Raw genomic sequence first — 21,670 nt, forward strand, 5'->3', positions numbered from 1 at the left:
ACCCATGACACATGGGGCTGTTAAGACATACGGCATCAGACTGCGGGTATGGGGCGACTACGCCTGCTTCACGCGGCCGGAGATGAAGGTGGAACGGGTGTCATACGATGTCATGCCCCCTTCCGCCGCACGGGGCATCCTTGAGGCCATCCACTGGAAGCCGGCCATCAGGTGGATTGTGGACAGGATTCATGTGCTGCGGCCCATCGTCTTCGACAACGTGCGGCGCAACGAGGTCAGTTCGAAGATACCCAAGCCCAATCCGGCAACGGCCATGCGCGACAGGAAGCCGCTCTACTTTCTGGTCGATGACGGCAGCAACCGCCAGCAACGGGCGGCGACCCTGCTGCGCAACGTCGACTATGTCATCGAAGCCCACTTCGAACTGACAGACAAGGCCGGAGCGGAAGACAACGCGGGCAAGCATCTGGACATCTTCAGGCGTCGTGCGCGCGCCGGGCAGTCGTTCCAGCAGCCATGCCTCGGCTGCCGCGAGTTTCCGGCGTCGTTCGAACTGCTGGAGGGGGATGTGCCGCTCTCGTGCTACGCGGGCGAGAAGCGCGACCTTGGCTACATGCTGCTCGACATCGACTTCGAACGCGACATGACGCCGCTGTTCTTCAAGGCCGTCATGGAAGACGGAGTGATAACGCCCCCGTCGCGCACGTCACCGGAGGTGAGGGCATGATCCTGCAGGCATTGCATGGCTATTACCAGCGCATGAGCGCAGACCCCGATGCGGGGATGCCGCCCTACGGGACCAGCATGGAGAACATCTCGTTCGCGCTGGTGCTGGATGCGAAAGGGACGCTACGGGGCATCGAGGACTTGCGGGAACAGGAAGGCAAGAAGCTGCGGCCCCGCAAGATGCTGGTTCCTATCGCGGAAAAGAAGGGGAACGGCATCAAACCGAACTTCCTGTGGGAGAACACCAGTTATATTCTGGGGGTGGACGCCAAGGGCAAGCAGGAACGTACAGACAAGTGCCACGCCGCGTTCATTGCCCACATCAAGGCCTACTGTGACACTGCAGACCAAGACCTTGCCGCCGTTCTGCAGTTCCTTGAACACGGCGAAAAAGACCTCTCCGCTTTTCCGGTTTCGGAAGAGGTCATCGGCTCCAATATCGTCTTTCGCATCGAGGGCGAACCGGGCTTCGTCCATGAGCGTCCGGCTGCGCGGCAGGCTTGGGCCAACTGCCTGAACCGGCGGGAGCAAGGGCTATGTGGTCAATGCCTCATCACCGGGGAGCGCCAGAAGCCGATTGCCCAACTCCATCCGTCGATCAAAGGCGGGCGAGACGGCGTTCGCGGTGCACAGGCTGTTGCCTCGATAGTGTCCTTTAACAACACCGCCTTTGAATCTTACGGGAAAGAACAGTCGATCAATGCACCCGTCAGTCAAGAAGCGGCATTCTCTTATGTCACAGCCCTGAATTACCTGCTCAACCCGTCAAATCGACAGAAGGTCACCATCGCTGACGCCACCGTGGTCTTCTGGGCCGAACGCAGCAGCCCGGCAGAGGACATCTTTGCAGGCATGTTCGACCCGCCTTCCACCACGGCGAAACCGGAGTCCTCGAACGGGACGCCGCCGGAAGACAGTGAAGAAGGCAGCCAGCCTGACACAGCCAGAGACGACCCCCATGCCGCTGCCAGAATGCACGACCTGCTTGTGGCCATCCGTTCCGGCAAGCGCGCCACGGACATCATGCCCGACATGGACGAGTCCGTGCGCTTCCATGTGCTTGGCCTGTCGCCCAACGCCGCCCGCCTGTCCGTCCGCTTCTGGGAGGTCGATACCGTCGGTCACATGCTGGACAAGGTGGGGCGGCACTACCGTGAACTCGAGATCATTCCGCAATTCAACAACGAGCAGGAGTTCCCGTCTCTTTCAACCCTGCTGCGGCAGACTGCCGTCTTGAACAAGACCGAGAACATCTCGCCTGTACTTGCAGGCGGGCTATTCAGGGCCATGCTCACCGGCGGGCCCTATCCGCAAAGCCTGTTGCCCGCCGTGCTTGGACGCATCCGCGCCGAGCACGCCAGACCAGAAGATAAAAGCCGCTATAGGCTTGAAGTTGTGACGTATTATCGAGCCGCCTTGATCAAGGCGTATCTCATAAGAAACAGAAAGCTGGAGGTGCCCGTGTCTCTCGACCCCGCAAGAACAGACCGCCCGTACCTGCTCGGACGACTCTTCGCCGTTCTGGAAAAAGCGCAGGAAGATGCCGTGCCCGGTGCGAACGCCACCATCAAGGACCGCTATCTGGCCTCCGCATCGGCCAATCCGGGGCAGGTATTCCACATGCTGCTCAAGAATGCGTCCAACCACACGGCCAAACTCCGCAAGGACCCTGAAAGAAAGGGGTCGGCCATCCACTACGAAATCATGATGCAAGAGATTATCGACAACATCAGCGATTTTCCGGTGACCATGTCGTCCGACGAACAAGGCCTGTTCATGATCGGCTACTACCACCAGCGCAAGGCCCTTTTCACCAAGAAGAACAAGGAGAACTAGCCATGACCGCCATTGCCAACAGATACGAGTTCGTGCTGCTTTTCGATGTGGAGAACGGCAACCCCAACGGCGACCCCGACGCGGGCAACATGCCGCGCATCGACCCCGAGACCGGGCATGGTCTGGTCACCGACGTGTGCCTGAAGCGCAAGATACGCAACCATGTGGCCCTGACAAAAGAAGGTGCCGAGCGGTTCAATATCTATATTCAGGAAAAGGCCATTCTCAACGAAACCCACGAACGCGCCTACACGGCCTGCGACCTGAAACCCGAACCCAAGAAACTGCCCAAGAAGGTCGAAGACGCCAAGAGGGTCACCGACTGGATGTGCACGAACTTCTACGACATCCGCACGTTCGGCGCCGTCATGACCACAGAGGTCAACTGCGGGCAGGTGCGCGGCCCCGTGCAGATGGCCTTTGCCAGAAGTGTGGAACCCGTCGTGCCGCAAGAGGTGAGCATCACCCGCATGGCAGTCACCACGAAGGCAGAGGCCGAAAAGCAGCAGGGAGACAACCGCACCATGGGTCGCAAGCACATCGTGCCCTACGGCCTGTATGTGGCGCACGGCTTCATCTCCGCACCGCTGGCAGAGAAGACAGGCTTCTCCGATGAAGACCTGACGCTGTTCTGGGACGCCCTCGTCAACATGTTCGAGCACGACCGTTCGGCGGCACGCGGCCTCATGAGCAGCCGCAAACTCATCGTCTTCAAGCACCAGAACAGGCTCGGCAACGCCCCCGCCCACAAGTTGTTCGACCTCGTGAAGGTCAGCCGTGCAGAGGGTTCGTCCGGCCCCGCCCGGTCGTTTGCCGACTATGCGGTGACAGTGGGGCAGGCCCCCGAAGGCGTAGAGGTCAAAGAGATGCTGTAGCATGGCATTCACCGAAGACGATCTCCTTCCCATATCCGCCTTGCAGCATCTGCTCTACTGCGAGCGGCAATGTGCGCTCATCCATATCGAACGGGTATGGGAGGAGAATCTGTTCACGACGGACGGTCGCATCCTTCACGAGAAGGTCGACGCCGGGGAGGACTGCGTGCGTGCCGGAAAGCGCATCGCACGCAGTGTTTCCCTGCGTTCGCTGCAACTCGGCCTGTCCGGGGTCGCCGACGTGGTCGAGTTCGGCCCGGACGCCGGGGATGTCTACCCCGTCGAATACAAGCGGGGCCGCAGCAAGCGCGCCAACTGGGACAGAATCCAGCTTTGCGCCCAGGCCATGGCCCTTGAGGAGATGCTCGGCGTGCCGGTCACAGAGGGCGCGCTCTTCTACGGCAAGACCAGGCGCAGAGAGGCTGTCGCCTTCGATGCCGCGTTGCGCGGCGAGACAGTCAGGGCGGCGGCACGCCTGCATCAGTTTGTCGATGCCCGCCATACGCCCCCGGCCCACTATGAGGCATCGAGATGTGACGCATGCTCACTGATCAACCTGTGTATGCCGAGGCTTCCGGGAAAGACGAAGGTCAGGAAGTATCTGGCTGCCATGGCGGAAATCGATGAAGAAACTGCTTAACACGCTCTATGTGACCACGCAGGGCACCTACCTCGCCAAAGAGGGCGAGTGCATCGTCGTGCGCGTGGGAGACGAGGTGAGACTGCGTGTGCCGGTGCATTCCCTTGGTGGCGTGGTCTGTTTCGGGCAGGTCTCGTGCAGTCCTTTCCTGATGGGCTTCGCCGCCGAACGCGGGCTTGGCTTCAGCTTCCTGACCGAGCACGGGCGATTCCTTGCGCGGGTTCAAGGCCCCGTATCCGGGAATGTCCTTCTCAGGCGCGAGCAATACCGCAGGGCCGACTCGCCGGAAGCCAGCGCCGAGGTGGCGCGAAGCATCGTCAGCGCCAAGGTCGTCAACGCCCGCGGCGTCCTGCAACGGGCCATGAGAGACCATGGTGACAAGGTCGACGGGGTGGCGCTGGAAGCGGAAGTGCTCCACCTGAGGGCCTGCCTCATGCGCCTGCAACAGCCCGCAGGGCTGGATGCCGTGCGCGGCATCGAGGGCGAGGCAGCCAAAGGCTACTTCAGCGTGTTCGACAACCTCATCCTGACACGGGAGGCGGCGTTCCGCTTCGAGGGACGCAGCCGTCGCCCTCCGCTGGACAGGGTCAACTGCCTGCTGTCGTTCATCTACACGTTGCTCGGGCATGATGTGCGAAGTGCGCTGGAAGGCGTCGGGCTCGATTCGGCGGTGGGGTTCCTGCACCGCGACCGCCCCGGCAGGCACGGCCTTGCACTTGATGTCATGGAAGAGTTCAGGGCCGTTGTCGCCGACAGGCTGGCGCTTTCGCTCATCAATCTCGGCAAGCTCAAGAAGAGCGACTTCGAGATACAGGAGACGGGTGCCGTCCGGATGACGGATGACGCCCGCAAGGCGTTGCTCGTGGCATACCAGAAGCGAAAACAGGACGAAATCGTCCATCCGTTCCTGAATGAGCGCATCCCCTTGGGGCTTGTCTTCCATGTACAGGCCATGCTCATGGCAAGGTGGCTTCGTGGCGACCTAGACGGCTACCCGCCCTTTGTATGGAAATGACGCCATGCTCGTATTGATAAGCTATGACGTGAGTTTCGAAGACCCGGGCGGACAGAGGCGTTTACGGCGCATCGCCAAGGCATGTCAGGACTATGGACAACGGGTGCAGTATTCGGTCTTCGAATGCGTGGTCGACCCTGCACAATGGGCGAAGCTCAAGCATCGGCTACTCAGCGAGATGGATAAAGAGAAGGATTGCCTGCGCTTCTACTATCTGGGGGCCAACTGGAGAAACAAGGTCGAACATGTGGGCGCAAAGCCCGCCTACGACCCAGAAGGCCCCCTGATTCTGTAGCGCGAACCCCAAGCGACCCTGTTTTTCCCGGCAGGTTCGCGAACATGACAATGACCTGTTTTCATTGAATTGCGTAACCTTTAATGCAGGCTGGTCACACATCTTGGCGGTGCTGCTGGCCCGGTTCGCGGAACCCTCGTCGCAAGGTCAATACTGCCAACGTGTTTGATGGCCGACAGTCGCCCCCCACGCGGGGGCGTGGATTGAAACCAGTCTCGTTACCCTGTCGCGGAGGGCGTCGATGTCGCCCCCCACGCGGGGGCGTGGATTGAAACGCCATGCTCAGGCTGGCGAGTGCGCCACTCATCAAGTCGCCCCCCACGCGGGGGCGTGGATTGAAACCTTGTTTGGAGGCACCAAGAATCAATCAGGCATCGCGTCGCCCCCCACGCGGGGGCGTGGATTGAAACTTGAGCGCGGCGAGTGCGTGGACATCGTGGCGAGTCGCCCCCCACGCGGGGGCGTGGATTGAAACATCACACACCTCGCTTGCTCTACGTTCCTGCATCGTCGCCCCCCACGCGGGGGCGTGGATTGAAACCAGTTGGAGGAAGACCATCAACAGTTCCATAGGTCGCCCCCCACGCGGGGGCGTGGATTGAAACACGCCGCCGGTCGCGCCGTGCTCAAGTGCATTTGGTCGCCCCCCACGCGGGGGCGTGGATTGAAACTGCGATGCACTGCACCGCCATGCCAGCCTGCGCCGGTCGCCCCCCACGCGGGGGCGTGGATTGAAACCGCGCCGCAGGGTTTCAAGCCGCCACGCTGGACGGGTCGCCCCCCACGCGGGGGCGTGGATTGAAACTCAACGCCCACGCCCTCCGCGATGCACAAGTGGCGGTCGCCCCCCACGCGGGGGCGTGGATTGAAACGCCCCGACCGACATGGTGCAGCGTGCCATCACGGGGTCGCCCCCCACGCGGGGGCGTGGATTGAAACGGCAGAAGGCGCGTGAGGTCGCAGCCGAACTTGGTCGCCCCCCACGCGGGGGCGTGGATTGAAACCGAAGAATTACGCGCAGTACGAAATTGACGAGCGTCGCCCCCCACGCGGGGGCGTGGATTGAAACATGGCGGTTGCTGACGTTGCGATGATGCAGCGGCACGTCGCCCCCCACGCGGGGGCGTGGATTGAAACAAGTCGCAGGCTTGCGAAGCCTACACGCGCAAGGTCGCCCCCCACGCGGGGGCGTGGATTGAAACACGGTGATGCCAAGAAGTGTCACAAGCTCGTAGTGTCGCCCCCCACGCGGGGGCGTGGATTGAAACAGCCTCAACGCGCACGGGGCAGTGTACTCCGCGGTCGCCCCCCACGCGGGGGCGTGGATTGAAACTCCCTGGCGGCGCAGAGCGTACTGTTCAGGGATGTCGCCCCCCACGCGGGGGCGTGGATTGAAACGATCTCATAGGCGTTATGGAGCGTGGCTCGTGAGTCGCCCCCCACGCGGGGGCGTGGATTGAAACATCCAGATACCGCAGGATGATGACAACTACCTGTGTCGCCCCCCACGCGGGGGCGTGGATTGAAACAACATCGGAACGGATGTTGACCGTGTTGGTGGAGTCGCCCCCCGCGCGGGGGCGTGGATTGAAACGACCTGCCGGTGGTGACAACGGCAATCCTGTTGCGTCGCCCCCCACGCGGGGGCGTGGATTGAAACTACTATCCCCAAGCCGCCCGTCTCGAATCGGCAGGTCGCCCCCCACGCGGGGGCGTGGATTGAAACCTGTGCATCGGTTGTGGCAGGCGTTGCAGCCTGAAGTCGCCCCCCACGCGGGGGCGTGGATTGAAACACCTGATCGATACGGTTATGCCCGTAACGCTGCGCGTCGCCCCCCGCGCGGGGGCGTGGATTGAAACGCGGGCGGGGGCGGTGCATCGCTCGGCATCGAGGTCGCCCCCCACGCGGGGGCGTGGATTGAAACAGCGAAAGTGCCCACGCATCAGTCACCTTGGCTATGTCGCCCCTCGCGCGGGGGCGTGGATTGAAACAGCTCTCCCTCTTTGACGACAGCGCGGCACGCCGTCGCCCCCCGCACGGGCTTGGGAGGCGTCAAACCCGCGAAATGACCACATAACCGGGAGATTCAGCGGGGCCGTCACCCGCCTCACAGGAAGAGCAGTAATGACAGGGCCATCACCCCCATGCCGGAGAAGACGCCCAGAATGCACAGGTGGTGCTCGCCATACTCCTCCGCCGACGGGAGCAACTGGTCGAGCGAGATATAGACCATGATGCCCGCCACAGAGGCGAAGAGCAGACCGAACACCATGGGCGTGAAGAAGGGACGCAGCACCACATATCCCACCAGGGCCCCTATCGGTTCGGACACGCCGGAGAGAAAGGAATAGAGGAACGCCTTCCGGCGGTCGCCCGTGGCGTAGTAGATGGGCACGGAGACGGCCATGCCCTCGGGGATATTGTGAATGGCGATGGCGACGGCGATGGCGACGCCAAGCGCCGGGTCGCTCAAGGCTGCCGAAAAGGCGGCCAGCCCCTCCGGGAAGTTGTGGATGCCGATGGCCACGGCCGCCAGCACCCCTGCCCGCTTGAGCCTGACGAAATCGTGTTTCGTGTCCTGCGGCAGGGCCGCACGGCCCATGTCCATCTCCTCGACGGTGTGCATCTCGTGCGGATTCTCGTAACCGGGCACCAGTTTGTCGATGACCGCTATCAGCAGCGCCCCCGAGAAGAACGCAGCCACAGTGTACCAGCTTGCAAGCACCTCTGTGGTCTGCGTGGCCAGCACTTCATACGCCTTGCGGAATATCTCGACGAACGAGACATAGATCATCACCCCGGCGGAAAAGCCCAACGCCACGGCCAGAAACCGCGTGTCCGTCCGTCTGGCGAAGAATGCGATGGCCGACCCCACACCGGTGGCCAAACCGGCGAAGAGCGTCAAACCGAACGCGAGCAGGACATTGCCGTCGTCAATCATAGAGGCCCTCCGGTCAGCGTATCGGACGGCCTGTACGCCGCCGACATCTCCCGGTACCATACTTGAGATTTTATTAGCCTTTCAATCGATAACATGGCCGGGGGGCCGTTCGGGGAGGCTCTTACTCACGCCAGTTGATGGCGAACTTACGCAGGGTGCGGACGTTCGACAGCCCCAGCTTGTTGACCATCCGCGCCAGATAGGTCTCCACCGTCCTCGGGCTGATACCGAGGCTTCCGGCGACGTCCATGTTGCTCTCACCGCGCCCCACGGCCGAGAAGATGGCCCGTTCCTGATCACTGAGCAGAAAGAGCGGGTCCATGGCCCGAGCGCCAGCCGTCTCATCCAGACTCGATCCGGCGCGTTCGCTCACAAAGCGTTCACCGCGCAGCACGCCCTCTATCCCCTCCAGCAGCACGCTGGGGTCCTCACGCTTGGTCACATAGCCGTTCGCACCGCAACGCAGCGCCCGATCTATGGTGCCGGGGTCTTCGTGCATGGAATAGACCAGGATGCGGACACCATGCTCGGCCAGATCGGCAAGCAGGTCCAGACCGCTGCCGTCGGCCAGTGAAAGGTCCAGCAATGCCAGATCGAAGGTGGCCTGTTCCAGACATCCCTTGGCGTCGGCGCGGGTCGCAGCTTCAACGCCGGGCGTGTAGCCGTGGGACTCCAACAGCAGGTTCAGCCCCTGACGTACGGCCGGGTGATCGTCTATGAGCAGGAAACGAAGATCGGCGCGGGCAGGGGACGGGTCAACGGGAAGCATCGGGGGGAGTTCTCCTTGTGGAGCTGGGGGACGCATGCCTGTCGCACGGGGCTGCGCAGGTGACGATGGTACCACCCTGCGGTGCGTCCTCTATCGTCAGCTTGGCATGGATGACACCGGCACGGTGGGCCATGATGCCGAGGCCGAGCCCCCCCGTCCGGGCCCCCTGCCGCGCGGATGCCGTGCGGCCTATGCCGTCATCGCGAACGGTCAGGATGACACCGTCTTGCGCGGGGCAGCGCAGCCTCACGCGGATGGTGTGTGCCTGTGCGTGTTTGGCCGCGTTGGTCAGTGCCTCCTGCGCGATGCGGTACAGGGTGCGCATGTTGGGGTTGGTGCATCGCCCGCAGTGGCGGCGCATCTCGAGCCGTACGTCTATGCCCGTATCCTTGGCGATGCGACGGGCCAGGTCGTCCAGCGAGGGGCCGGGCATGGCGGGGTCGTGTTCTACGGGCCAGAGACCGCGCGAGGTGCGGTAGGCGTCGTCGGTGGAGGCGTCCAAGAGGGCCGCAAGGCTGTCCATGGTGGTGGAGTCATCCGTTCCGGCAAGCCGCTTGCTCAGAATGGATGCGCGCAGCCGGGCACCGGTGAGTTTCTGGCACAGGCCGTCGTGCAGTTCGTGGCTGATGCGCCGGCGTTCTTCCTCGCTGATGTTGATCACTTCCTGTTCTAGCCGGTTGCGTTCTTCCATCTCGGCCAAGAGAGACTGGTTCTTGCGCTCCAGTTCCCCGGAGAGCTTTCCCACGGATGCGAATGCATGGCTGAAGCGCTTGGCCAGCGCCAGCGACTGGGTAACGATCAGGAAGAGCATGCCAAATTCGATCAGGTAGGGCGTGTTGATATGCTTGATGTGGGAGAGGCCGTCGTTCAGGCTGGCGAGCAGGGATGCCGCGCTGCCGAGCAGGAGCAACCCTGCGCCGTTCATCCCGCGCCGCGCGCAGGAGCACAGGCGCACGACGTAATAGATGGCGCAGCCCAGCCCGACAAGGATACTGAATGCGATGTACTCGGAGATGCGGTGGTCTGGCGCGATCGGCAGCAGCAGAAGGAATATCGCGAAGCGCAGGTCGACCAGATGGCGGACGGCAGGGTGGAAGACCTTCGGGTAAAGCGAGTAGTAGAACCGGAAGAGCATGGGAGCGCAGGCCATATAGAAAAAGAGGGGGACGTATTCAGACCACTGGGGCGGCAAGGGAGGGAGGAACCGGCGAATGGCCCAGAAGGAGGTGTTGGAGGTCATGCAGAAGCACAATATGCACAGACAGAAGCCACTGAAGTACCCCGCAGAAACCTGCTTCCTGTCCAGATGGAACAGGAAGAGGTGGTACAGCAGTGTGATCAGCAGGCAGCCTGCGAAGAAGTAGGAGAAGGTCCATGTCCTGTCGCGTTCCGTCTCCAGAGGGCCGGGCGGGGCAAGCAGTAGCCCCTCAGGCACGCCACCGGCGCGGAAATGATGGTTGGATATCTGGAGCACCAGTTCCAGATTCTCCCCTTCGGGGGTGATGGTGGCCAACACCAGTGATCGCAGAGGCGTCTCGCTGTCTGCATCCGTACCGACGACGCCGTTCATCGCCACAAGCTGGCCGTTGGCCCACAAACGGTAGGCCATGGGGATGTCGAAGAGCCGCAATGTGAGTGTGTTCGCCTCCGGCCAGAGGCGCAGACGCAGACGCAGAGTGGCCTGCCCCGTGCCGCCCAGCCTTTCACCGTCTACGGGCATCCCCCTCCATGTGCCGGGTAGCGAGAGCAGGCCCGATGGCGAAGGGGCGGGGTTTGCAGCGAGGTCCTGCGGCGTCAGCAGACGGTCCCAGTAGAACTCCCATGCACCGTCCAGCCTAGCGGGGCCCATGGTCTCCGGGTCAAAGTCCCGCAGGTCCAGCACACCGTCTTCGGCCTGCAAGCCGTCGGCCGCCCGCGCCGGACCGTACGGCGGCAGGATAAAGACAGATACGAGCAGCACCACGAGCAGCGGAACCGGGTGGAATGCCCGGAGCATCCGGGTAGGGAAGGAAAGGCGCGGTGCGTTTCTGTTCATCATCGGTCCGTGCGGGGGGGATGTCGCACGCTTCATGCGACAGACGGACTGTATAGACGGCGGGGGGATCTTTCAATCCCCCCGCCATGTTCCGAAAGGACAGGCGGCCTCGACCTATCGGGGATGACACCCTCGACGGGTCACGGCCTGCCACATCCAAGAGCACAAGGCATATCCCGACCGCAGGGCATGCCTGCGGCTAGAATTCATATTTGATTTGCAGACTGCCCGTCACGCCCTCGCGCCTACCCACGGCATTCTGCACGCCGAGGTCAAAGGACACGGGTAACGATGCCAACGGCGTGTACATAAGCCCCAGTTCACCGATGCCCGTATCGCCGCCCATGGATGGTGCCTCCATGGCATACCCGTTGGTGCTGGCGCGGGCCGTGCCGTCAAACTCATGCTCATATGCCGCGCCTATGTAGGGGACGATATGTTCAGTCACCATGTAACTGAAGCGCGAACCGAGACGCAGACGGTTGGAGTCCACATCCTTGAAGTCGATGGGGTCGCCGGTGGACAGCTTGACGGAGTCGCCCTCCTGCCGTGTCCAGAAATACTTGCCATGGATATCAAGCGAAGCATTCTCCGTCATGCTCCAGACATAGCCGGTTCCCATATGCAAACCGTAATACATGGATGACGAATCGTATTCAGCGCTACGCCCGGAGGCATCGCGCAGGTCGGAACTCTCGTATTCGTTATGCAGCTCACCCACCCGGGCAGAGGCTTCGACATAGACATGGCCGGGGCCGGTATCGGCCAAATCCATGCGGCCGAGAACGCCACCGCCGAAGTAGCGGGTGCTGCCGTCCCCTTCGACCGATGCGGCGTCGCTGAACGAATTGTAGGTGTTGTATGAGCCGGTACCGTATTCGAGAAACGGCCCGAACGTCAGGCGACCGAGCGGGACATCGGCTCCCCAGGCCAGACCTGCCATAAGGGATGCGCTGTGCATGTCCACATGCGAACCGGTGTTGTAGCGCACGGAACCGCCCGAGAGGGCGCCGAACCCGGCAGGGGCCCCGCCGCCAGCAGCCGACCCGCCTTTGGCGGCAGAGACGGCAGAGTCCATGCCCTGCCCGGCTGCCACGTCGGCAGCTTGCGTCACCATGCCCATGCCGGAGACAAAGCCCTCTGAAAGCGTCTTGGTCTGTTCGTTCACTGCGGGCACCGCATCTGTGGATACCGTGGCTAGCAGCCTGTTGTCTTCGGTTGCCAGATCAAATTTGTACACCAAGGTCACACCCTGCATGCCCGTACCGCGCGCTGTGGAGTTGAGGCCGCCATTCGTGACCAACGTTCCGGCGTCAATGAGTGTTATGGTGTCGCCTACCTGCAGGGGCGAAGAACCGCCGTCAATTCCCACGTTGACGGTGGAAGACCGCCCAGCGCTGCCAGTCAGGTCTGCAGTGCCCGTCACATTCAGCACTGTATCCCCCGCTGACAAGGAGGAAGGAAGATAGAAGTTGACATACTGGAAATTGGAAAGACTCGCCACATCCAGCCCGGCGGTCTTCACATTCAGGGTATTGCCGCTGAAGGCATCACCATCGGTTTTCATACCTAAATAGCCACCATAGAGACGTGCGGTTGCCAGATTCGGGGCACCGCTGATGGTCACGACATTGTTCGTGACCTGTCCCGTGCCATAGTGCGTGTCGACATACCCGCCAAAAACATCATCTATGGTGCCGCCGCTGATATTGATGGTGTTTCCGGATACGGTATGGGGTCCCGCCCCAAAGTTGGCACCGGCATACCCGCCATAAACGCCGTATATGGTACCTTCGTTGATGTTGACGGTATTTCCGGAGGCCGTAGCGACGCATGGTCCTGTCATGCTGGCTACATACGCGAATCCGCCGTATACACTACGCGCTGTCCCGCCGTTGACGGTCACGGTGTTATCGGAAGCCGTCATCGAGAAGGCATTTACGTTTCGTGCAAACCCACCATAGACATCGATACTGTTGCTGCCCGAGAATGCAGACCCTATTGTCACTGCATTGCCGCTTGAGGCTACATCACTATCTACCGTACCGTTATAATAGCCACCACAGATGCCTAAATCGACAACACCACCATTGATATTGACGATATTTCCAGATGAATAAACATTCTCCGCGTGGCTCGCTAGATTGTTTGTCCCGCCAATGCTTATAGGGCCGTTCAAGAAGGGAGCATTGCCTATGACATCCCTATAGTTCGATGCATAATCGACAGTAGCCGATACGCCATGCTTCGGGACCAAAAAGACGAACCCGACAGAGGCAACGGCAAGAATGAGAAGGACGACACGAGACAGCGATGGTAACGCCACGTCGCGTAACAACACGTTAACATGTCTGAGAATAAACATTTACTGCTCCAGATGCTTTCTTTGATTTCCATATCAACGATATTGGACATAGAATATGCGCTTTGCATATATTCGATGCGACTCTATCAAGACTTGGAAGGACATTTCCCTGACTTTGGCATCACCATACTGCCTTGCACTTCAATGCAAAGCCAAATGACAACATGACGTACAGCGGCTCAACATGGTGATGAACAAGTGACAAGCAACGTTGCATGCCAGATGCATGGTGAATGCCTTGGGGTGCGATGGATGTCGTCTTGTATTCCATGATTGCTGTGTTCAATACTTTTTCCCGCACTTCCTTAATCCATCCATGGCTGTCCGTCTGTCCGTGAAAACACGTACAGGGCAGCATTCAAGAACGTTGGAAGAACGACTCCGTCGCCTGCCTCGTTCGCCATTCCGAGGACTCGGCCGTCCCGACTCCATGTACCCCGGCTATCCGTCCATGACGCAGGCCGAGGGCGCCTTCGCCATGCGAAAGGACAGAGTCGCCGAGGCGAAGGTTTCGGGACTCTCAGGCAGGCCGAAGCCGGGATGACGCCAGCTTCCCTGTGCCGACGGCACGGGATGTCCGACGCGGCGTTTACAGGTGGCGCGGCAGGTACGGCGGACGGGACGCGACCGAGGCGCGTCGCCGGAAGGGGCCTGAAGGGGCCTGAAGAGGAGAAACAGCGCCTGAAGCGACGCGTGGCCGGGCAGACCCATGGACTCCATGTACGCAAGGACGTTCAGGAAAAAACAGGTAGAGCCCGCCGAGCGCCGAATCGGCACCGGGCGGGGGACGGTCAGCTGAACACAAGCACCCCCTCCGATGGAGGGGGACAGCTCAAGAATGGCACAAAGCCTGCGATAGCAGGTAGAAACGGTGACCAGAGGCCTTACAGGCCGAATGCCGGGCATAACCCGTAGCAGGGGGACGCCCCCCCTCACCCGGTCACCGGTCAGCCCCCTACCCCTTGGCGCGTTCCGACGCCACCAGCGGCGCAAGCCCCCACTGGCGGATGCGGTAGCCCATCTGCCGTGGCGTGAGGCCCAGTTCACGGGCGGCCTTGTGCTGTATCCAGCCGTTGCGTCGCAGCGCAGCCAGCAACTCGCCCTGTTCGACCTCGCGCAGCGAGGGCGGCACGGCAAGCCCCGCCCGCATCTGCCCGTCATCGCCCGCGGGTGCCTGTTCGAGCAGCGATTCGACGAAGCGTCTGTCCGCCAGCGTGCCGTCGGTGAGAATGGCCATGCGTTCGATGAGGTTCTCCATCTCGCGCACGTTGCCGGGCCATGCGTAGCGTTGCAGAAGCTCGAGCGCATCGGGTGCCAGCACGAGGCTGCGCCCGTAGTCGCGGGCGACCTTGGCGAGAAAGTGGTTGAGCAGCCCGGTGATGTCTTCGGGGCGTTCGCGCAGGGGCGGCACCCGGATGGGGAAGACGCACAGGCGATAGTAGAGGTCCTGCCTGAACCTTCCGGCATCCACCTGCGCCGCGAGGTCGCGGTTGGTGGCAGCCACGATGCGCACGTTGACCCGGCGCGTCCTGTTGCTGCCAAGCCGCTCGAACTCGCGTTCCTGCAACACCCGCAAGAGCTTGGCCTGAATACCGGGCGGCAACTCGCCGATCTCGTCGAGGAAGACCGTGCCCTCGTGCGCCTCTTCGAAGCGGCCCATACGGGCGGAGACAGCCCCGGTGAACGCGCCCTTCTCGTGGCCGAAAAGCTCGGCCTCGAGCAGCGATTCGGGGATGGAGGCGCAGTTGACCTTGATGAACGGGTGATGCTCGCGCTCTGACAGCGTATGCACCAGCCGTGCGATGAGCGTCTTGCCCACCCCGGATTCGCCGAGCAGCAGCACCGTCGCCCGCGTGCCCGCCACCCGCTGGATGTAGCGCTGCACCTCTGCCATGGCGCCGCTGCGCCCCACGATGAAGTCGCCGCGCGAATCGAGCACCCGCGTCCGCAGCTGCATGTTCTCGCGCCGCAGGGCGCGTTCGCGGGCGGCGACCTGCTCGTTGAGGCTCAGGAACTGCGCCACCAGCGTGGCGACCACTTCGAGGAACTCGATGTCTTCGGCGCAGGAGACCGCGTCACCGAACAGCCTGTCCACGTTCAGCACGCCCACGGGCCGCCCCTTGCTGAGGATGGGCACCCCGAGGAACGAGACCTTGCCGCGTTCCACGCGGCGTGCCCCGGTGCGGTCGAGAAAGAGCGGGTCGTTGCGCACGTCGCGCACGAGGTAGGGCCGCCCGGTGCTGAAGATGGTGCCCGTCACCCCCTCGTCGAGGCGGTAGACGCCGCGTTCCTGTTCCTCGCGCGAGAGGCCGTGCGACGCCGCGATGACCAGTTGCCCCGTCTCGCCGTCCAGCAGCGTGATGGTGCCGCGCTGCATGGCGAGGGTCTCTGCCAGCACGCGCAAGGTCTCGGTGAGGGCGTCCTCAAGCTGCAACGCCCGGTCGATGACGTTGCTGATGGCGCGCAGGGCCTTGAGTTTGAGAGCGTGTACGGTGCATGTCATGGGGCGGATGAAGCAATAGCCGTGCCTCGCCCGGTGGCGTGCGCGTCACGGGCCATGAAGCGCCGACAGCACACCGGGCAACCCCCTGATATGAGGCGGATGTCAGGCCGTTACGCGCCGGATGCCGGGGCACATGCGAGGTACGCCCGCCCACGCCCGCGTACGACAGGGGTCGGCGGGAGATGCCTGCGCGGGGTCGAGCCCGGGCCTGTGCTCACAAAAAAAGCAAATATCGCGAATCAAAAATGACGCAAATGTCATCGACTCTGATGGGAACGTGACCGCCCTTCGCGCCCGCCTCCCCTGTGCGCCTGACCTTCGTACTTGGCCGACCTGGGTGCTTGGCCGGTCGCCGCATTCGCCGACCTTCGGCCTGACCGGTCGCCCCACTCCCGTGCCACGGGTCGCCCCTTGCACCCCGGACTCGCCCGCATCACGCCATCCTGCACCGAAGGGATAGGCAGTGAAGGCCGGGGGAGATGAGAAGAGAGGCAGAGACACGCCAGCCCCTGCGCAGGGGAATGCAGGGCACGCCCGGACAAGCTGCCCGCCATGCCCCGTCGCTTCCGACCCGCCCCCATCGCACAGGTAGCCCTTCGCGCCCCCGCGTCACCTCGCCAGCCGGATGGAATGAAGGCCCACGTCTACACGGCTATCCGTCGAAAACGACTTTACGGATGGTGCTGTCCGACCTATCACGAAAAGGTGCATAAGGACGGGTGCATGACGCACCGCAGGTGCCCGCTGGCCGAGGGATGACGAGAGGACTGTGGGCCGATGGCGGGAATACGCGTGCCGATGACGCAAGGGGAGTGCGCGGGTGCTGTCGCAAGACATACGGCGGTGTCCCGGCATGTGTGCTGCCCGCCCCACCCGCCGCCATCCTGCCCGCCAGCATCCGGCATGACGGGGCGGTAAACGGCATGACGCGCCAGCAACCGGCCCACAACATGCTGCATGGCGTGGCGGTAACCGGCATTCTCCCATGACGCCGGGCGTATCGGGAAGGTCGGCGTGTCCGGCAGGCTTGGCGTATCGGGCGGGTCCGCACGTCGCCACCTCGCGGCAACGCCGCGCACGCCAGTCCATACTTCGGCGCATCCGTACTTCGGCGCATCCGTCGAGTACCCGTTGAGCACATCCGTCCCGCACCATTGGCCCCCTTCTTGCTGTGACGCAGGGCGCGAACATCCATATCAGCCCAGGGAGAACACCATGTCACCACTTCGCAACGTCGGCGGCGTCCCGCAACCCGCGCAGGGCACGGGCATTTCGGCCTCGGTGGGCAGACTCGGCCCCCACAGCGTGCAGATTGGCACCAACCCGCCCGTGCGCCTCGACCAGATACGTGGCAACGATGTTCCCTTTGCGGGCTTCCGCACTGCCACCAGAGTTGCCAGTGCCAAGACGGGAGCCCGCCAGAACGCCGCCAGCGCCCTGCGCGCCCTCGGCACCACGGGCGGCGCGTTCGACGTGGCGGGCATTCTGGGGTCGTGCAAGGCACTCCAGACGCATCTCGACCGCCTCCAGCGGCACGGCGAGATTCACGGCAACATGGACGACGCCGCCATGGCAGCCTTCGCGCCGGAGGTGGAGAGCCTCTCCAACACCGAACTCGCCAACGTCTACCAGCGCCTTCTCTCGCCGGAGACGGCCCTTCTGCGCCGCGCCCTGCAGACCGAGATTCGCCAGAACCCCCATAACGCCGACGCCCTCTCCGCATCCGCCAGCCTGTACACGCTGGAGGCGCTCGTCCTCAATGAGATCACCAACCGGGTTGTGGTGGCGCAGGGGCTTGCCCCGGCAGACGCCGTGCCCGCACTCTCGGCCCGGTACGGCGCCGCCATCGACGGCATGGGCCAAGTGCAACGCCACGCGGTGCAGGGCGACATGACCGCCGTCAGCCTGCATGTGCTCGCCAATGTCGCCAGCGACAGCGCGGCACGCCGCGAGAAGGTCGACGACGTGGCGCAGGACATCGTGCAACGCCGCGCCCTCGACCCCATCGACGCGCGACAGTTCGGCGACGTGCTGCGTTCCGCCGACCTCACCATCAACGTCGACCTCGGCTTCCTCTTCGGCATGTCGGGGCCGAAGCCGCTGCTCAAGGCGGGCGGCCCGTGGGAGCACCTGTTCCACTCCATCGAGGGCGCACCCGACGAGGCGGCACGTCAGGCTGCCATCGCCGTGAAGGGCGAAGGCTACATCCTCAAGCGCGACAACGTGGAACGCGGGCTGTTCCCCGAACTGAGCGAAGACCGCCCCGCCGTGGCGAACGACCGCCCGACCTACGCCGCGCTGAACCTCTTGCGCTTCGACACCGGGCAGGCCGCCTCATACGGCACCGTGGCCCTGCACCTGAAGCCCGAAGTGGCCCGCCGCGCCACCTATACCGTGGACGACACCTTCTTCGCCCTGCGCCTGCGCCACACCGAGGCGGGCCGCGAGGCGGTGGCGGCCCTGCTGCCGGGCTGGCCCGGCATCACCCCGGAGCACAAGGCCGAGATGATGCGCCCCGGTTCGGACCTGCGCCGCCAGCTTGAAGACGTCATGGACGCCATGGCCCGCAAGGGCACGTTCAGGGGCGACCTCTTCAAGAACGAGTTGCGGCTTCCCGGCCTCGAGGACGACGAGAACAGCGCCCTCGCCGGGCTGTTCACGCGGGCCTTCAAGGACACCGACGCCACCCGCAAGGCCATGGTCACCTACGACAACCTCGAAGCCCTGCTGCCCGAACTCGGAGAGGTCGACGCCGTGCGGCTTGCCCGCGCCGCCGTGGACAGGGAGGCCGGAGGCCCCGGACGGGTGGCGACGCAGTGCAACTACATCGAAGCGCAACTGCACGGGCCACTGGTGCTCGCCCGCGACGTGCAGGAGATCGTCATCGTCCGTGAATTCGGGGCCGACACCATCACCGACCCGGTGCAGCAGGCGTGGATGCGCGCCGTCATCGCCGTGCTGGGCGGCAAAACCCCCGAAACGGCGGACATGGACATGTTCACGCCCGCCCAGCGGGCCGACCTCGCCACCATCCGCGAACAACTTGGCGGGGCCACCATCCCCGTGCGCATCGAAGAGCAGATTCCCGAACTCGGCCTCAAGCAGGAGATTCAGGCCGAAGACCGGGTCTTCTACGCCGCGCACCTCGACCAGCCCGGCATCGACGCGCGGGTGCGCGCCATGGACGACGACGCCACCTTCAGGGGCTTCATGACCTCGGCCCTGACCACGGCGACGGGCGGTTCGTCCATCGTGCAGGTGATGGGCGACGTACCCCTCATCCCCGACGCCGACCTCGCCGCCGTGCGCACCGCCTTCTCCGCCACGGTCGAACGCTTCCGCCATGCCCCCGAACGCGGGCAGTACGACGAGAACGCGCTGCTGAACGACTGCATGAACCGCGTCCTGCGCGAACACGTCGGGGCCGACCGCATGGACTGCCTCGCTGCCGTCGCCGACCTCACGCCCGACCCCGCCCTGCGCGGGCGGCTGCGCGACATGGTCATGGCACAGGCCGTGCCCATGACCGGGGCGGCGTTCCGCGCCGTGGCAGCCACCGCGCTGGAAGGGGCCGCGCTGCTGCGCGACGTCACGCGGCAGGCACCCGAAGGGGAGATGACGCACGAGGCGATGGCGGCGCGTCTCGGCACCGTCGCAGGTGCGTTCAGCCAGCGCCTTGCTGCGCTGCCCGCGCACCGGGCATTGGGGGCACCGGGTGAAGCGGGCGAAGCTGGCGCGGCCCCCACCGTCGCCGAGGCCCGTGGCAGGCTGTTGCAGCAGTGCGGGGGCATGGCCTTCGCCCTTGCGGGTCTGGATGGCGACGCCACAGCCCGTGCCGCCCTCGCCGCCCGTCTGGATGCGCCCGACATGCGCAGCCTCTCGGCGGTGACGCAACGGCTGGGCGACCCCGCACGGGGCTTCGCCGCCGACGCCGCCTTCGGGCAGGTGCAGGCGTTCAACGCGCTGCTGTCGGGCATGCGTACCGCGCTGGGCGAACAGGCCATGGCGTCCCCCGCCCCCTTCGGGCATGAACTGTCGCTCGTCCCGCCCGAAGACCGCGCACGGCTGCACGCCGCGCTACCGGGCCTTGCCGCCACCCTCGACGCCTCGTTCCCGGCGCACCCGGCCTTTCCGGTCGCCGCGCACCCCGAACGCATGCCCGTCGGCCCTGCGGCGCATCGCCGCTTCCTGCTGGACATGCTGCCCATCTACCACGGGCACGAGATGCCGGGACAGTTCGACCACGGCGCGGGCTACCACGGACGCGGGCACATCTGCCGCGCCTTCATCTTCGCCTCCACCATGGCGGGCATCATGGAATCCATGGGCCACACCGTGGACAGGACGGCCCTGCTGTGCGGCATCGCGGGGCACGACGCGGGGCGCACCTCCAACGGGGCGGACACCCCCGCGCAAGAGGCCGAGAGCGCTCGTCTCGCCCTTGAGCGCATGCACGCCTCGTTCGGCCCGGATACGCTGGGCGCGGACTACGAACGCGAGTTCGAGGCCGCCATCGTGGGACACGCCAGCCCCACGCTGGAGTCGATGCTGCTGAACGCGGCGGACTCGCTGGACATAGGCCGGGTGAAGTCGTTCGACTTCAAGTACATGCCGTTCCTGCGCGGCGGACCGCAAGAGGGGCCGCAGGCCGCCGTGCCCGACTATCAGGCCCTGCGCGAACAGTTGCACGAAGAGGCCGACCTGCTGGCGCGCCTCACCGACCCCATGACGCAGGTGCGCGACCTGCGCATGAAGCTTGCCGAAGCGGGCGAACTCGAGACCATGGTCGAGGTGCAGCGTGGCGCCTCCGACGCCGTGCGCGGGCAGCTTGCCCTCGACAGCGAAGAGGACTTCCTCGCCTTCGTGGAGGGCAAGATACGCGCCCACCCCGACATGTTCCCGCTGCTGACCCGCCACTACCTCGCCCCGCTGGACGCATAAGGAGCACATCATGGACATGACGACTCTCGTCGAAAGCCTCGGCAGGGCCTGCGGAATCGACCTTGCCTTCACCGAAGGCCGCTGCACGCTGCGCTTCGACGACGCGCACGAGGTGACCTTCGAACAGGACGGCGACGCCCTGCTGCTGCACGGCGTGGTGGGCGACGACTCGCGCCTCGCCGACCCCGTGAACCTGCGCCTGCTGCTTGCGGCCTCGTGCCTCGGGGCGGAGACCGACGGCGGCGCACTGTCGCTGTGGCCCCGCACGGGCGATGTCGTGCTGTGGAAACGCTACGACGCCTTCACCGACTACCCCGCCTTCGAGAGGGCCGTGAACGCCTTCCTCGCGCAGGTCATCCACTGGAAGGGCCGACTCGACGCGCTGCCCGCCGTCGCTTCGGGTAATGCCGGTGGTGCGGGCGGTGCCACGGGAATGCCGGGCGCCTCCGGCCCGCTGCCCGGTGGCATGATCATGGTCTGACGCGGGCGGCCCGGTACGAAGGCCCCGGCGGTCGGCCGCGGGGCTGGCGTGCCACCCCCGCTCATGCTTGCCCCGCACTGGATGGCCCCCCTTGGCGTGACCCGGCCAGCGGGACTCATACTGTGTGACTCATACGGTGTGACTCGTCCGAATGGCTGGCCCTCACGACTGGCCCTCATGACTGGCCGAAGGGCGGGGACGAACGGTGAGGCAGCCCGACTGGCGGGGCCGACTGGGCAGGGACGATTGGGCCAGGGCGTAGGCATCGCAGCCCCCGGCTGGCCCG

At 64.1% G+C, this 21,670-nt stretch carries 14 protein-coding genes and 1 CRISPR repeat array; of the genes, 9 read left to right on the forward strand and 5 right to left on the reverse strand.

Annotation, left to right across the window (positions count from 1 at the left end; genetic code table 11):
* Positions 1 to 4: 4 nt before the first annotated feature.
* From cas5c to cas2, 6 genes are read left to right on the forward strand one after another with little or no spacing between them, the layout of a single operon-like run.
* Entirely contained in the window at positions 5 to 688 is a 684-nt protein-coding gene (gene cas5c, locus DVU_RS16565) for a type I-C CRISPR-associated protein Cas5c (RefSeq protein WP_011176707.1), read from the forward strand.
* Positions 685 to 2,523, forward strand: a complete 1,839-nt coding sequence (gene cas8c / locus DVU_RS16570; RefSeq protein ID WP_011176708.1) for a type I-C CRISPR-associated protein Cas8c/Csd1 — start codon at positions 685 to 687, stop codon at positions 2,521 to 2,523. The genes cas5c and cas8c overlap by 4 nt, the downstream gene beginning before the upstream one ends.
* A 2-nt stretch (positions 2,524 to 2,525) precedes the next feature.
* The gene (cas7c, locus tag DVU_RS16575) at positions 2,526 to 3,398 is read left to right on the forward strand and encodes a type I-C CRISPR-associated protein Cas7/Csd2 (protein ID WP_011176709.1); all 873 of its coding nucleotides are present in this window, start codon (positions 2,526 to 2,528) and stop codon (positions 3,396 to 3,398) included.
* Position 3,399: 1 nt separating this feature from the next.
* Entirely contained in the window at positions 3,400 to 4,038 is a 639-nt protein-coding gene (gene cas4, locus DVU_RS16580) for a CRISPR-associated protein Cas4 (RefSeq protein WP_011176710.1), read from the forward strand.
* Positions 4,022 to 5,053 carry a type I-C CRISPR-associated endonuclease Cas1c gene (cas1c, locus tag DVU_RS16585; RefSeq protein WP_011176711.1) on the forward strand — a complete coding sequence of 344 codons (1,032 nt, stop codon included), beginning with the start codon at positions 4,022 to 4,024 and terminating at the stop codon, positions 5,051 to 5,053. The genes cas4 and cas1c overlap by 17 nt, the downstream gene beginning before the upstream one ends.
* A gap of 4 nt (positions 5,054 to 5,057) precedes the next feature.
* Positions 5,058 to 5,348: a CRISPR-associated endonuclease Cas2 gene (cas2, locus tag DVU_RS16590; RefSeq protein ID WP_014524691.1), complete on the forward strand. Its 291-nt coding sequence runs from the start codon at positions 5,058 to 5,060 to the stop codon at positions 5,346 to 5,348.
* A 178-nt stretch (positions 5,349 to 5,526) separates the two neighbouring features.
* A CRISPR array of direct repeats spans positions 5,527 to 7,340; the repeat unit is 32 nt; unit sequence GTCGCCCCCCACGCGGGGGCGTGGATTGAAAC.
* A 116-nt stretch (positions 7,341 to 7,456) separates the two neighbouring features.
* Here cas2 and zupT read toward each other — a convergent pair.
* From zupT to DVU_RS16615, 5 genes are all read right to left on the reverse strand, one after another.
* Complete coding sequence (gene zupT, locus DVU_RS16595) at positions 7,457 to 8,290, reverse strand: zinc transporter ZupT (RefSeq protein WP_011176713.1); 834 nt, start codon at positions 8,288 to 8,290, stop codon at positions 7,457 to 7,459.
* A 121-nt stretch (positions 8,291 to 8,411) separates the two neighbouring features.
* Positions 8,412 to 9,059, reverse strand: coding sequence for a response regulator (locus DVU_RS16600; protein WP_011176714.1), 648 nt, complete (start codon positions 9,057 to 9,059; stop codon positions 8,412 to 8,414).
* Positions 9,046 to 11,094 (reverse strand): sensor histidine kinase, encoded by a 2,049-nt coding sequence (locus DVU_RS16605; RefSeq protein ID WP_014524692.1) that lies wholly within the window; start codon positions 11,092 to 11,094, stop codon positions 9,046 to 9,048. The genes DVU_RS16600 and DVU_RS16605 overlap by 14 nt, the downstream gene beginning before the upstream one ends.
* A gap of 199 nt (positions 11,095 to 11,293) precedes the next feature.
* Entirely contained in the window at positions 11,294 to 13,459 is a 2,166-nt protein-coding gene (locus tag DVU_RS16610; protein WP_014524693.1) for an autotransporter domain-containing protein, read from the reverse strand.
* Positions 13,460 to 14,414: 955 nt separating this feature from the next.
* Complete coding sequence (locus DVU_RS16615) at positions 14,415 to 15,962, reverse strand: sigma 54-interacting transcriptional regulator (RefSeq protein WP_011176720.1); 1,548 nt, start codon at positions 15,960 to 15,962, stop codon at positions 14,415 to 14,417.
* A 755-nt stretch (positions 15,963 to 16,717) separates the two neighbouring features.
* Here DVU_RS16615 and DVU_RS16620 point away from each other — a divergent pair.
* The 3 genes from DVU_RS16620 (at position 16,718) to DVU_RS16630 (ending at position 21,384) form a co-directional block, all read left to right on the forward strand.
* The gene (locus DVU_RS16620; protein WP_150103631.1) at positions 16,718 to 16,951 is read left to right on the forward strand and encodes a hypothetical protein; all 234 of its coding nucleotides are present in this window, start codon (positions 16,718 to 16,720) and stop codon (positions 16,949 to 16,951) included.
* A 226-nt stretch (positions 16,952 to 17,177) separates the two neighbouring features.
* Positions 17,178 to 20,903, forward strand: coding sequence for a DUF3626 domain-containing protein (locus DVU_RS16625; RefSeq protein WP_014524694.1), 3,726 nt, complete (start codon positions 17,178 to 17,180; stop codon positions 20,901 to 20,903).
* A gap of 10 nt (positions 20,904 to 20,913) precedes the next feature.
* Positions 20,914 to 21,384 (forward strand): CesT family type III secretion system chaperone, encoded by a 471-nt coding sequence (locus DVU_RS16630; protein ID WP_011176723.1) that lies wholly within the window; start codon positions 20,914 to 20,916, stop codon positions 21,382 to 21,384.
* Positions 21,385 to 21,670: the final 286 nt, after the last annotated feature.

The sequence above is a fragment of the Nitratidesulfovibrio vulgaris str. Hildenborough genome (assembly GCF_000195755.1).
Classification (GTDB): domain Bacteria; phylum Desulfobacterota; class Desulfovibrionia; order Desulfovibrionales; family Desulfovibrionaceae; genus Nitratidesulfovibrio; species Nitratidesulfovibrio vulgaris.